This is a genomic window from Fictibacillus sp. 5RED26 (genome assembly GCF_015903895.1).
Taxonomy (GTDB): domain Bacteria; phylum Bacillota; class Bacilli; order Bacillales; family Fictibacillaceae; genus Fictibacillus; species Fictibacillus phosphorivorans.
In genome coordinates, this window is sequence record NZ_JACZDU010000004.1 from 269,478 (window position 1) to 281,863 (window position 12,386).

At 38.9% G+C, this 12,386-nt stretch carries 15 protein-coding genes and 2 riboswitches; of the genes, 8 read left to right on the forward strand and 7 right to left on the reverse strand.

The genetic code is table 11. From position 1 onward, the window contains the following. Positions 1-12 precede the first annotated feature (12 nt). The 3 genes from cotJC to IHV10_RS16200 all read left to right on the forward strand — a co-directional run bounded on the left by cotJC (position 13) and on the right by IHV10_RS16200 (position 2,427). Positions 13-582 carry a spore coat protein CotJC gene (gene cotJC, locus IHV10_RS16190; RefSeq protein ID WP_191752016.1) on the forward strand — a complete coding sequence of 190 codons (570 nt, stop codon included), beginning with the start codon at positions 13-15 and terminating at the stop codon, positions 580-582. Positions 583-702: 120 nt separating this feature from the next. Further along, a complete protein-coding gene (locus IHV10_RS16195; protein WP_197131807.1) occupies positions 703-1,254 on the forward strand; it encodes a phosphatase PAP2 family protein in 552 nt (183 codons plus the stop codon). Positions 1,255-1,269: 15 nt separating this feature from the next. After that, positions 1,270-2,427: a glycosyltransferase family 4 protein gene (locus IHV10_RS16200; RefSeq protein WP_197131810.1), complete on the forward strand. Its 1,158-nt coding sequence runs from the start codon at positions 1,270-1,272 to the stop codon at positions 2,425-2,427. Positions 2,428-2,691: 264 nt separating this feature from the next. On the opposite strand, the gene metK is transcribed toward IHV10_RS16200, so the two are convergent. After that, positions 2,692-3,897 (reverse strand): methionine adenosyltransferase, encoded by a 1,206-nt coding sequence (metK, locus tag IHV10_RS16205; RefSeq protein WP_197131813.1) that lies wholly within the window; start codon positions 3,895-3,897, stop codon positions 2,692-2,694. 164 nt (positions 3,898-4,061) lie between these two features. Next, positions 4,062-4,192: riboswitch (SAM riboswitch) on the reverse strand. 261 nt (positions 4,193-4,453) lie between these two features. On the opposite strand from metK, the gene pckA reads away from it, so the two are divergent. Then, complete coding sequence (pckA, locus tag IHV10_RS16210; protein WP_197131816.1) at positions 4,454-6,037, forward strand: phosphoenolpyruvate carboxykinase (ATP); 1,584 nt, start codon at positions 4,454-4,456, stop codon at positions 6,035-6,037. Between the two features lie 69 nt (positions 6,038-6,106). Here pckA and IHV10_RS16215 read toward each other — a convergent pair whose 3' ends face one another. Beyond that, the gene (locus IHV10_RS16215) at positions 6,107-6,904 is read right to left on the reverse strand and encodes an alpha/beta hydrolase family protein (protein ID WP_197131819.1); all 798 of its coding nucleotides are present in this window, start codon (positions 6,902-6,904) and stop codon (positions 6,107-6,109) included. 160 nt (positions 6,905-7,064) lie between these two features. On the opposite strand from IHV10_RS16215, the gene IHV10_RS16220 reads away from it, so the two are divergent. The 3 genes from IHV10_RS16220 (at position 7,065) to IHV10_RS16230 (ending at position 9,697) form a co-directional block, all read left to right on the forward strand. Next, on the forward strand, positions 7,065-8,012 hold the full coding sequence (locus IHV10_RS16220) for an ABC transporter substrate-binding protein (protein ID WP_370569009.1): 948 nt from the start codon (positions 7,065-7,067) through the stop codon (positions 8,010-8,012). Positions 8,013-8,133: 121 nt separating this feature from the next. Further along, complete coding sequence (locus IHV10_RS16225) at positions 8,134-8,913, forward strand: ABC transporter ATP-binding protein (protein WP_197131825.1); 780 nt, start codon at positions 8,134-8,136, stop codon at positions 8,911-8,913. Then, positions 8,891-9,697: an ABC transporter permease gene (locus IHV10_RS16230; protein WP_197131828.1), complete on the forward strand. Its 807-nt coding sequence runs from the start codon at positions 8,891-8,893 to the stop codon at positions 9,695-9,697. Before IHV10_RS16225 ends, IHV10_RS16230 begins: the two co-directional genes overlap by 23 nt. A gap of 9 nt (positions 9,698-9,706) precedes the next feature. On the opposite strand, the gene ytkD is transcribed toward IHV10_RS16230, so the two are convergent. The 3 genes from ytkD to IHV10_RS16245 all read right to left on the reverse strand — a co-directional run bounded on the left by ytkD (position 9,707) and on the right by IHV10_RS16245 (position 11,289). Then, complete coding sequence (gene ytkD, locus IHV10_RS16235) at positions 9,707-10,186, reverse strand: RNA deprotection pyrophosphohydrolase (protein WP_231618436.1); 480 nt, start codon at positions 10,184-10,186, stop codon at positions 9,707-9,709. Between the two features lie 183 nt (positions 10,187-10,369). After that, complete coding sequence (locus IHV10_RS16240) at positions 10,370-10,909, reverse strand: hypothetical protein (RefSeq protein ID WP_197131831.1); 540 nt, start codon at positions 10,907-10,909, stop codon at positions 10,370-10,372. A 116-nt stretch (positions 10,910-11,025) separates the two neighbouring features. After that, positions 11,026-11,289 carry a holin gene (locus tag IHV10_RS16245; RefSeq protein WP_197131834.1) on the reverse strand — a complete coding sequence of 88 codons (264 nt, stop codon included), beginning with the start codon at positions 11,287-11,289 and terminating at the stop codon, positions 11,026-11,028. A gap of 213 nt (positions 11,290-11,502) precedes the next feature. On the opposite strand from IHV10_RS16245, the gene IHV10_RS16250 reads away from it, so the two are divergent. Next, positions 11,503-11,715: a hypothetical protein gene (locus tag IHV10_RS16250; protein ID WP_137788569.1), complete on the forward strand. Its 213-nt coding sequence runs from the start codon at positions 11,503-11,505 to the stop codon at positions 11,713-11,715. Between the two features lie 46 nt (positions 11,716-11,761). Here IHV10_RS16250 and abbA read toward each other — a convergent pair whose 3' ends face one another. Further along, the gene (gene abbA / locus IHV10_RS16255) at positions 11,762-11,947 is read right to left on the reverse strand and encodes an antirepressor AbbA (RefSeq protein ID WP_197131837.1); all 186 of its coding nucleotides are present in this window, start codon (positions 11,945-11,947) and stop codon (positions 11,762-11,764) included. A gap of 92 nt (positions 11,948-12,039) precedes the next feature. Further along, the gene (locus IHV10_RS16260; protein ID WP_197131840.1) at positions 12,040-12,225 is read right to left on the reverse strand and encodes a hypothetical protein; all 186 of its coding nucleotides are present in this window, start codon (positions 12,223-12,225) and stop codon (positions 12,040-12,042) included. Positions 12,226-12,269: 44 nt separating this feature from the next. Next, a riboswitch (cyclic di-GMP riboswitch) is annotated at positions 12,270-12,353 on the reverse strand. Positions 12,354-12,386 lie beyond the last annotated feature (33 nt).

Here is a 12,386-nt window from a genome sequence, read left to right on the forward strand (position 1 = left end):
AGGTTCATTTAAATGTGGGTGTATGAAAAAAAACTGCAATATCCCGTTAAAGTCACTTCATGTAATCCGACACTTGCCAAATACTTGATCGAACAATATGGAGGTGCAGATGGAGAACTCGCAGCGGCTCTTCGGTATTTAAATCAGCGTTATACAATTCCAGACAAAGTGATAGGACTTCTTACAGATATAGGTACAGAGGAGTTCGCGCATCTCGAGATGATCGCAACCATGATCTACAAGCTGACAAAGGACGCCACACCAGAGCAACTAAAAGCCGCTGGCATCGCAGACCACTATGTAAATCACGACAGCGCATTATTTTACCATAATGCAGCGGGTGTACCGTTTACTGCAAGCTACATAGCTGCAAAAGGCGATCCGATAGCTGATTTATATGAAGATATTGCAGCGGAAGAAAAAGCACGAGCTACCTATCAATGGATCATTAATATGTCAGATGACCCTGACCTTAATGACTCTCTTCGGTTCCTAAGAGAAAGAGAGATTATCCACTCTCAACGATTCCGTGAGGCAGTTGAAATCTTAAAAGAAGAACGTGACAGGAAAATATATTTCTAACCATTCTGCACATGCAGGATGGTTTTTTTATAATAATTTCATACTGTCTTCATGTTCCCCTTACAATTGTATTTTATTATTATAGTATCAAACAAAATATGAATGGTAAGGGGGATATTCATGACAAAAGTAATCGACTGGCTTTATGAAAAAGAGTGTACATTTTTCCGGCTGATTAATGGAAGATTACACAGAAATTCAATGGATCATTTTTTTCACTTGTGGACACATCTTGGTGGTGCAACAGCTACTATCTCAACAAGTATTCTGCTTCTGTTATTTCTCCCTATGCATTTAAAGTCTTGGGGAATTGTTTGTATGCTGTCATTATTGTTCAGCCACATTCCTGTTGCGATTTCTAAGAAAATGTACCCGAGAAAAAGACCCTATTTAAGCCTTCCAGATACAAACATCGGCGATAACCCATTAAAAGATCATTCTTTTCCATCCGGTCATACAACAGCTGTATTTTCAATCGTAACGCCTTTAATACTATTGAATCCGTTTATCGGTATATTTTTATTAGTCGCCGCTCTTTTAGTGGCCATCTCCCGTATGTATCTAGGTCTTCACTATCCATCTGATGTACTTGCAGGAATGATTCTAGGCATCAGCTCCAGCTTCTTTTCTTTGTTCTTAGTTAATAGCTTTGTCTTGCCTTATTTCTTATAAAAAGGAGATGAAGAAATGAAGCTTGCTCTTTTTTCTGATACGTTCCACCCACAAATTAACGGAGTTGCTCGTACGTTAAAAAGATTTACGAGTTATCTAGAAACCAATGGAGTTGATTATAAAGTTATCATGCCTTCATTTGAAGATGTTCAAGAAACAGAGGGCAAACAGTATTATGCCATGAAAAGCCTGCCACTCTTTCTATATCCAGAGTGCAGGCTTGCCATACCTCAGTTTAAAGCCTTGAACGATGAACTGAATACATTTAAACCTGATCTCCTCCATATAGCGACTCCTTTTAATATTGGTCTGTTCGGAATGAGATACGGTAAAAAAGAAAGCATTCCCATGGTTGCCTCCTATCATACTCATTTTGACCGCTACCTTGCTTACTACCATCTAGATTTCTTATCCCCCTTGCTCTGGCGTTATCTGCAATGGTTTCATAAACCTTTTGAAAAGATCTTTGTTCCAAGTGAAGAAACACGGAAGATTTTATACACAAAAAGCTTTACTTCTATTGAAATATGGTCCAGAGGAGTTGACTGTATGATGTTCACACCTCAAAATCGAGATTTCCATGTTCGTGAAGAATATAAGATCACACAGAAGTATATCTTCTTGTTCGTGGGAAGACTAGCACCTGAAAAGGATCTAAACATCCTCAAAGAAATGATAGATAAGCTGCCATCCCCTTTGAGCGAGAATGTTCATTGGCTGATTGTGGGTGACGGACCAAGTCGACGTGATGTCGAACAGTGGGAAACTGAATATAGCAATGTAACATGTGCAGGCTATCTATCTGGAGAAGATCTTGCGCGGGTTTATGCTTCAGCCGACCTTTTCGTCTTCCCTTCTTCTACAGAGACGTTCGGCAATGTTGTTTTAGAAGCAGCTGCCTCTGGGTTACCTGCTATCGTGTCTGATTCTGGCGGAGTAGCTGAAATTGTTCAAGACGGTGTAACGGGTAGAATCTGCAAAGCTAGAGAAGCTGATTCATTCATACAAAATATCGTTTCTATTTTGGAAGATCCTATGCTCTTAGGCTCTATGAAACGAAAAGCAAGAAATTATGCGATGACTCAATCTTGGTCAGCTATTTTCGGGAACCTTTTAATGCAGTATGAAGAAGTTATTTATACGAAAAATAAAAATAAAACGATCATTGCGTAGCAGATGAATAGTTAATAAGATATGAAAATACGAGGATAAAATAAACGTATCTTCCAAATGAACATTAGCGATTAAGATGTTCGTTTGGAAGATACACAATTTTTTTTACGAGGTAATTACAATTATATCCGCAGATAAAAAACATTTATCCGTAAAACTAGCGAATAATTCCGTACATAAAATTTTTTATCCGATTTTCGACATAATCTTCTAAAATAACTAAAAAAACCAGACTCCCAAAAGGAAGTCTGGTTTAACATGTTATTAAATATTTGCTTGTTTCTTAAGCTCTGCAGCCTTATCTGTGTTCTCCCAAGGAAGGTTGATGTCAGTACGTCCAAAGTGGCCGTATGCAGCAGTTTGCTTGTAGATCGGACGGCGAAGATCAAGCATCTTAATGATTCCAGCCGGACGAAGGTCGAAGTTGTTGCGAACTAGTTCTACAAGAACTTCTTCAGAAACTTTACCTGTTTCAAACGTGTTTACAGCGATTGATACTGGTTGAGCAACACCAATTGCATAAGCAAGCTGAACTTCAACTTTGTCAGCAAGACCTGATGCTACGATGTTTTTAGCAACATAACGAGCAGCATAAGCAGCAGAACGGTCAACTTTAGTTGCGTCCTTACCAGAGAATGCACCACCACCGTGACGAGCATATCCACCGTATGTATCTACGATGATTTTACGGCCAGTAAGTCCAGCATCACCTTGTGGTCCGCCGATTACGAAACGGCCCGTTGGGTTGATGAAGTATTTTGTGTTCTCGTCGATTAGTTCAGCAGGAACAACCGGCGTGATTACTTTTTCTTTGATGTCTCTTTGAATTTCTTCAAGTGTGTTCTCAGGGTGGTGCTGAGTAGAAATTACGATTGTGTCAATACGAACAGGTTTGTCGTTCTCATCATATTCAACAGTTACTTGAGTTTTTCCATCTGGACGCAAGTAAGGAATCTCTTCAGACTTACGAACCTCTGTAAGACGACGAGATAATTTATGAGCTAGTGAGATTGGTAGAGGCATAAGCTCTTCTGTCTCGTTACAAGCATATCCGAACATTAGACCTTGGTCACCTGCACCGATCGCTTCGATCTCAGCATCTGTCATAGAACCTTCTCTTGCTTCAAGAGCTTGGTCAACACCCATCGCGATATCAGCAGATTGCTCATCGATAGAAGTTAGTACTGCACATGTTTCAGAATCGAAACCATATTTGGCACGGTCATAACCGATTTCTTTAATTGTCTCACGTACAACTTTTGGGATATCTACATAAGTAGAAGTTGTGATCTCACCTGCAACAAGTACAAGACCTGTAGTTACAGATGTTTCACATGCTACACGAGCATTTGCATCATTAGCTAAAATTTCATCTAGAATCGCATCTGAGATTTGGTCACAGATTTTATCTGGATGGCCTTCTGTAACGGATTCTGATGTAAATAAACGACGACTAACTTTTTTGGACAAGTTAATATCCTCCCTTTAACTGCTTTTGAGTATGATACGGTACTTTATTCTTATCTATTTTACACAGTTTATGTTCTTAACCTGAAAAAGGCATAAAAAAAGCCCTTCCCTGTCTCACATACATTCACGAGGGAAAAGGTTTATAAAACCAAAATGCCTTCAACCTCTTATTGTCCAAGGTTATTTTCACCTTGCAGGTTAGCACCTTTTCATTTCCAGTAGCGTTATTATTGCCACTTTCATGTCGGTTGCTGGGTTTCATAGGGCCTGTCCCTCCACCTACTCAGAATAAGAGTAGCCGTTCTCGAAATATGATAGCGTAATGCTTCACCTCTGTCAATAGAAAACCCTATGAATAGCAATAAGTTTGGAGTATTATATTCTATAGAATGAAAGCGTTTTAAATAAGATGGATAATTCACAACATTTTGTTCTTTTTTTCAGAAGTAAGAACTTTTTTGATGCACTTTCATAAAATAGTATACATTATTTAAATCAATGTGTTATACTAATTTTCGAATATATCACTCTAGGATAAAGGATGGTACTGTCTCATATGAATACATTGGAATTTACGACAACCTTAAACGATCTTGTGACCCGTGAAACAACTCACCAGAACTTACCTGTTCCGGTTTTAGTAGAAAAATCTCTTCAACGCAACGAGGGCATCCTTACATCCACAGGAGCACTTCAAGCTACAACGGGGAAATACACAGGCCGTTCCCCTGAGGATAAATTTATCGTTGAAGATGCTTCCATTAAAGATTCAATCGATTGGGGAAAGGTAAATAAACCATTTTCACCAGAAAACTTTGATAAATTATACAAAAAAGTACTCAATTACTTAAGCAATAAAGAAGAACTATTCGTATTTAAAGGGTTTGCTGGTGCGGACCGCGAGTATCGCCTTCCTATCCAAGTAATTAACGAGTATGCATGGCATAACCTTTTTGCTCACCAAATGTTTGTGCGCCCGAACCACGATGAGCTAGGTTCTCATGAATCTCAATTCACAGTGATTTCAGCACCAGGATTTCAAGCTAATCCGGCTGAAGATGGAACTAACTCAGAAACATTTATTATCGTCTCTTTTGAAAAGAAAATTGTCCTTATCGGTGGTACTGAGTACGCAGGTGAAATCAAAAAATCTGTATTTTCTGTCATGAACTACATCCTTCCTGAAAAAGGCATTCTGTCTATGCACTGCTCTGCCAACGTTGGGAATGAAGGAGATGTAGCTTTATTCTTCGGACTATCTGGTACTGGTAAAACTACATTATCAGCAGATCCGAACCGTCGCTTAATCGGAGATGATGAGCATGGTTGGGCTAACACCGGTGTCTTTAATATCGAAGGTGGATGTTATGCTAAAACAATCGATCTTTCTAAAGAAAAAGAACCACAGATCTGGAATGCGATTCGTTTTGGAAGCGTTTTAGAGAATGTTATGATCGATCCCGTTACAAGAGAAGCGGATTATAAAGATTCTTCACTAACAGAAAACACACGTGCTGCTTATCCTGTTGATGCTATTCCTAATATTATTCAACCAAGTGTCGCAGGACACCCGAATACAATCATCTTCTTAACTGCTGATGCATTCGGTGTACTGCCTCCGATCAGCAAACTTACTAAAGAACAAGCGATGTATCATTTCCTATCAGGATACACGAGCAAACTTGCAGGAACAGAAAGAGGCGTAACATCACCACAAGCTACTTTCTCAACTTGCTTTGGCGCACCATTCCTGCCACTTCCTGCTACCGTTTATGCTGAGATGCTTGGCAAGAAAATTGATCAGCACAACGTTCAAGTTTACCTTGTTAACACAGGCTGGTCTGGTGGAGAGTACGGTATTGGAAGTCGTATGAACCTAGGTCATACACGTGCAATGGTGCTGGCTGCTCTAGAAGGCGAACTTGCCTCAGTTGAAACAGTAGTAGATCCTATTTTTGGGCTTCATATCCCAACACATTGCCCTGGGGTACCAGACCAAGTTCTTCAACCGAAGAAAACATGGAGTGATCAAGACGCTTATGATGTGAAAGCGAAAGAACTTGCTGGTCAATTTAATGCGAACTTTGAAAAATTCAAGTCTGTATCAGCTGAGATTTCTAAAGCTGGACCGCTCGTTTAATACACGGAATAATGACCTTCCATTCTAGCGATGGAAGGTTTTTTTCATTTATGAAAAGGAGCTAAAATCTCATTCAGCTCCTTTTCCATGTCCTTTCATCCATGCGCATAAAGCATATGTAATCTTCCGGTTCTCTTTTGGAGGAAAATAATGGGTGTACTCCGGATAGATCCATGTTTCACATGGCTTTTTGAGTTCTTTTAATCTTTTTTCTATCTTAAGTGTGTGTTCGACCGTTACATTCTCATCCTTCATACCGTGAACGCAAAGTAAGGGTGTATCTAATTCTTCACAATAATTAAGCGGCGATCGCCATTCAAATTCTTCTGGATATTTCTCTGGTGTTCCTCCAATAACTCTCTTCATCATCCTGCGCAGATCCTCTCTCTCTGCATACGTGATAGCCATATCAGTCACACCGCCCCATGTTACGACAGAACGTATCTCAGGATATTTCATTGCCGTAAACAAGGCCATAGGACCGCCACGAGAAAATCCGAACACATGAATGTCCTCTTCATCTACTTTTGGAAACTGCTTCAAAACTTCATAAGCTGCAAATGCATCTGTTCGATCTTCCCCAGCAAAATCTTCGTTGCCTTCCCCCCCTAGATTTCCACGATAATAGGGAGCCATCACAACAAATCCTTGTGAGGCAAACTGAATGATCCTAGCAATTCTGACCATGCCAACGGACTTGATTCCGCCCCTGAGATAAAGGAAACCCGGAAAAGGTCCTTTCCCTTCTGGTAATGCTGCTAGTCCTTTTATTTTTAACCCATCATTTAAATAAGTAACTACATACAAACGAATGGTAGGATGCGGAGAAGGAAATCGCTGCCACTCTATCATTTTTGCCTTTTTCATTCCTACACTCCTTTATTTTTGTGGGCAAACACACATTTGCACCAATCACATACATTATTACATAAAAGTCATGACTTCATTCCTATGTGCAGGAGGATCCAAGATGAAATATTTCAAAAGAAAACTAATGCTACTTTTTACTTGTTTACTAGCTTTCTCCATGCTACTGGCAGGGTGCAATACCTCAAGCCCTAAAAAAGATAAGATCAGAATCGCCGAAGTAACACGATCTATTTTTTACGCTCCACAATATGTTGCCATAGAAAAAGGCTTTTTTAAAGAAGAAGGTTTGGACGTTGAGCTGACTACGACCTGGGGCGGCGACAAAACGATGACGGCTCTTCTATCTGATGGAGCAGACGTAGCACTCGTTGGTTCTGAAACAACAATCTATGTACATGCACAAGAATCGACTGACCCTGTTATTAACTTTGCACAACTCACTCAGACAGACGGTACTTTCTTGGTTGCAAGGAAAAAGCCGGAATTCTTTTCGTGGGATCAATTAAAAGGCAGTACTTTCTTAGGTCAGCGTAAAGGTGGAATGCCACAGATGGCAGGTGAGTTTGGAATAAAGAAACACGGAATCGATCCTAAGAATGATCTAACAATGATTCAAAATATTGATTTTGCCAATATTGCAAACGCCTTTGCATCTGGAACTGGAGATTACGTTCAATTATTCGAGCCGCAAGCAAGTCTTTTTGAGCAAGAAGGAATTGGGCACATTGTCGCTTCGTTCGGTGCAGAGTCCGGGAAGATTCCTTATACAACATTCATGTCAAAACAAAGCTATATAAAAGAAAACAAAGAAACATTGGAGAAATTTACAAAAGGCTTATATAAAGCGCAGTTATGGGTCGAGAACCATTCGGCAAAAGAGATCGCAAAAGTAATCGCACCATATTTTGAAGATACCCCTGTGGAACTTATTGAAACCGTTGTGGACCGATACAAGAATCAACACAGTTTCGCTCTTAACCCGATATTAGATGAAGAAGAGTGGAACAACTTACAGACCATTATGGATGAAGCGGGAGAACTTCCGAAGAAAGTGGATTATAACATTCTTGTTGATACTCAAATAGCTAAGAAAGCCATTAAATAAGAGAACTTACGTCTCTGCATAATGAGACGGCTACAAAAATGAGCTTCTTGTTGCATTTTTACACGAGAAGCTTTACTGATGATTTGCTGAGATTACAAATAAAAAATCAGGAGGGATCGTCGTGGCTTTATTACAACTAAAATCTGTCGGGCAAACTTACTTTTCAAAAACGTCTGCCACAACGGCCTTAGAAGATATTTCGCTTTCTGTACAAGAAGGCGAGTTTATATCCTTACTGGGACCAAGCGGGTGCGGTAAATCTACACTTCTATCTATGATCGCTGGTCTATTAACACCAACGGTTGGATCGGTAATGGTGAATAATCAACAAATTACTTCTCCGCACCCAAAAATCGGTTACATGCTACAGCAAGACTATCTATTTCCATGGAAAACGATCCAGGATAACATAACGCTTGGTTTAAAACTGAGGAATCAGCATTCCTTAGAAAACGTTCAATCCGCTATACGACTTCTTAAAGAGATCGGGCTTGATCATACATTAACAAAATTTCCTTCAGAGCTTTCTGGAGGTATGAGACAGAGGGTGGCGCTCGTTCGCACACTCGCTACACAGCCTAAGATTCTCTTGCTTGATGAGCCCTTCTCAGCACTCGATTACCAAACAAAGTTAAAGCTTGAAGATCTCGTATCCTCAACTCTAAAAGAACATGGAAAAACAGCTATCTTAGTTACGCATGATATCGGTGAGGCCATCGCGATGAGTGATACTGTTATCCTGTTATCAACAAATCCTGGACGTATTTTCAGGACGTTTAAAATGCCAGAAACATTAAGAGATCTCCCTCCCTTTGAAGCTCGTCAGCATCCAGACTTTTCAGCAACCTTTCAGCAAATATGGGAGGAGTTGGAGCACATTGAACAAAACGATAAAGAGTAAGATTCACCACGAGTATCTTGAATCGATAAGAAAAGAAAATCGAAATATACGTCTTGTTCAACTATTTATTTTTATCAGCTTTTTCTTGTTATGGGAAGTTGCCTCTCTACGAGGTTGGATCAATCCTTTACTGTTTAGTTCACCAACGAAGATAGGGTCTCTTTTTATAGAAAAGGTTAGTGATGGATCACTTTATATTCACGTAATATTCACTCTAGGCGAGACCGTATTAGGATTTATATTAGGTACACTGCTTGGGACTTTACTTGCAGCCCTGCTTTGGTGGTCTCCATTTCTATCTAGAGTCCTTGATCCCTATCTTGTTGTTTTAAACGCCATGCCTAAAGTAGCGTTAGGGCCAATATTGATCGTTGCGATCGGCCCGAACTTCGGTTCAATCATCGCTATGGGAATTTTAATCTCGATCATCATTACGACCCTCGTCGTCTATACGGCGTTTCAAAATGTGGACCCTAACTATATTAAAGTGGTTCGATCTTTTGGAGGAAATAAAAAACAGTGCTTTAAGGAGGTAATCCTTCCAGCCTGTTTTCCGAATATCATATCATCTTTAAAAGTAAATGTGGGGTTGTCATGGGTAGGTGTTATCGTAGGTGAGTTCCTTGTCTCAAAACAAGGCTTAGGGTACATGATTATCTACGGATTCCAAGTCTTTAACTTCACACTCGTGCTGATGAGTCTCTTGATCATTGCCGTTATGGCTACCATCATGTATCAAGGAGTCGAATGGCTTGAGCGAAAACTTATTAAACACCGAATATGATCTAACAATCTAGGCCAGGGAATGCAGAAGGGCGTATTTCATGCTCTCCTTTAGCACCTGGTCTTTCATCATAAAACTGAACGCCTTATCAGTGGATACATCTTCAGGTAACTCACTCATTAAGACTGGCCCGTTCGTTTCAAAATAACGATGTTTTAAAAGAATCTTATCCACAGTCGCAACATAAATATTCTTAATGATCTTTCCGCCTTTACCATCGACAAAGTACTGACCAATATACTTAAGATCGGATACTCTTCCACCCGTTTCTTCAAAAACTTCCCGAACTGCTGCTTCGTCTGCGGTTTCTCCTGGTTCTACTTTTCCACCTGGAAATTCAATTCCACGTCTCGGATGTTCTGTCAGCAACCATTGATCTTTAAATTTACACAAACACCACACATGTTTAGGCGTATCCGAAAAGGGGTGGTCTGAAAACGACAATTGTACAGTGTTGTTATAAAAATCTTTAAATGTAATTATATCCATCACACTACTCCATCTCGACTGTTTCCTTTATTGTAAAGTTCACAACATTTAAAGTCCATTTGTTTTAATTGCTACTCTTTATACGTACACTTCTAAAGAGCTATTAACTTCCTCTTTCTATTATGTAACAATCCTAGTCTATTCAATCTAATCGTAAAAAAACATGGGTGGTAAAACCCATGTTTAATCTACTGATGCAAATGTAATAATCCATTTCCCGTTCATATACTCAAATCCTAATGTAATTTCATAAGAACCATAAAGATCAGACTCATTTTTTTGGTGAACTCTATAAGAATGATCTGAAAGCTGTTTAATTATTACAGGTTCACTTTCTTCTAACCATGGTGGAAGTTCAGTTGGAATAATATACAAGGAGCTTTCTCGTTCCTCAAATAATCCATCCGTATAATACGTAGCTAGATCTTTAGACACAAAATTCGTTAAGTATGTCATATATTCTTCTTTATTAGAATAATTTAAAACCCTATAGTTTTCATCCGTTTCTTGCTTTAATGCTTCAATAAAGAGATTCGCCTGTTTCTTCGCGATATCCTCCGTAAATGCAGGAGCAGTTTGTTTTTCTTTCGTTTCTTCAGCCGTTACTGGCTGAGTGATAATCTTGTCCGAGGCACCGGACTTCACTTGAACGTTTTCAGGAATGTTAGGGACAATGATGAATGATAGCATAACAGCCAAACATAGTGCTAGAAAAGCTTTCATGATAGTTCACCGCCTGACATTGTTTTCTTACTATAATCTATTCACTGATTTCGGAATTCTAAACCCTTTTTAAGCAAAAGATGAAAGTGCAACCATAAATAATCACATGAACCTCACTAACTTGCTCTTTTATATTTTTTACTTTTCTTGCCGATCTCATACAATCCTGTGGCGGCTAAGCCCGCGATCCCTCCAGACCATAACCGTAGCTCTACATTCATCTCTGTAACAGGGGCAGCTAACAATCCAATCATCAATCCCATAAAAAAACTAGTAATGGGTATATATTTTTTCGGAATCGGGAAAGTACGTTTTAAGAGCTCCATCATAGCTGTCACTAAAGGAGCTAATAGTGATGAAAACATGAGTACTTGCTCCAACAGGACCACCCCCCTTTTCATTAGCACGACCTTCCTTTAGTAACTTAAAGATTCAAGCTTCATAACTTATTTCCTGCCAAAATAAAAAATTACTTTTTGTCCTAAGCGTTATATAACAGATCGCATAAAATAAAGTGCCATGATTTTTTTCGGTTATTTTATTGAATTGAGTCAATACTATTGGTAACGAAAGGCAAGACAGGAGTGAGTTTTATGGTAAAAGGCGATGATCTTTTTTTAATACGCTTAGAAGCAAATGAAATTTCTTGGTGGGAGTATGCTAGAAATGTCTCACCAGTTTCCAGACCAAAACAATATTTAACGTATTGGTCATTCTTAAAAAACAGAGGTAAATTACCTAGAAGATTAGTAAAAGAAGCTGAATGGCGTATGGAAGCCAGAAGAAAAGGATTATTAGATACTTAACGTAAAAAGCAAAAGACCCTTGAGAAAAGGCCTTTTGCTTTATTTTTTAATTATGTAATTTTTTTAAAAGTCCGTTCAGTCTCCTTACTTTTGATTCATAATCTGGCTTGAGCTCGTATTCTAGATCTTTTAGCTCAGAATCAACAACTTCATATGCATACCCTTGACTCAACAGTGCTTCAATTAACAATTCTTTTTCATCATCGGTAAGGTTTATCCTCAATTTATCCAATTGTTAATCCCCCTCTCATTCATAAATCCATTATAACGTGAGGGTTCTATGCTTATCTTTACTAAAAATTTGGAAATTTTGCAATTCAGTATTTAACTCGTGATAACCACCCAAGCGATAGCACCTAAAATGATTAGGATATTTGTAAAAACATCTATGATTCTGTTATCTTTTTTAAGCTGGCTTTTAGTGAAAAACAGTAAAAGTGTTAGAAAAAAAATTGTTGCAAAATAAAAACCAATCGCTGACCATGAAAAGAATAATAAGTGCTGATCCAATGATATCCCCCCTAAATGATTTCATAAATCGAAGGATAATGTCGTAAGGTAGCTGGCTGGCATATTTGGAAAATGAAGCCCCTTTAGCTTTGCGTCCTCACTTTTCAATGAGTTTGCCTTTATCAAACGATTTATGGCAATTGTCTTAGCCATTTTTGGAT

Coding starts and splice junctions, on each gene's coding strand:
- cotJC (WP_191752016.1), top strand. CDS start 13: ATGTGGGTGTATGAAAAAAAACTGCAATATCCCGTTAAAGTCACTTCA.
- IHV10_RS16195 (WP_197131807.1), top strand. CDS start 703: ATGACAAAAGTAATCGACTGGCTTTATGAAAAAGAGTGTACATTTTTC.
- IHV10_RS16200 (WP_197131810.1), top strand. CDS start 1,270: ATGAAGCTTGCTCTTTTTTCTGATACGTTCCACCCACAAATTAACGGA.
- pckA (WP_197131816.1), top strand. CDS start 4,454: ATGAATACATTGGAATTTACGACAACCTTAAACGATCTTGTGACCCGT.
- IHV10_RS16215 (WP_197131819.1), bottom strand. CDS start 6,904: ATGAAAAAGGCAAAAATGATAGAGTGGCAGCGATTTCCTTCTCCGCAT.
- IHV10_RS16220 (WP_370569009.1), top strand. CDS start 7,065: ATGCTACTGGCAGGGTGCAATACCTCAAGCCCTAAAAAAGATAAGATC.
- ytkD (WP_231618436.1), bottom strand. CDS start 10,186: ATGGATATAATTACATTTAAAGATTTTTATAACAACACTGTACAATTG.
- IHV10_RS16240 (WP_197131831.1), bottom strand. CDS start 10,909: ATGAAAGCTTTTCTAGCACTATGTTTGGCTGTTATGCTATCATTCATC.
- IHV10_RS16250 (WP_137788569.1), top strand. CDS start 11,503: ATGGTAAAAGGCGATGATCTTTTTTTAATACGCTTAGAAGCAAATGAA.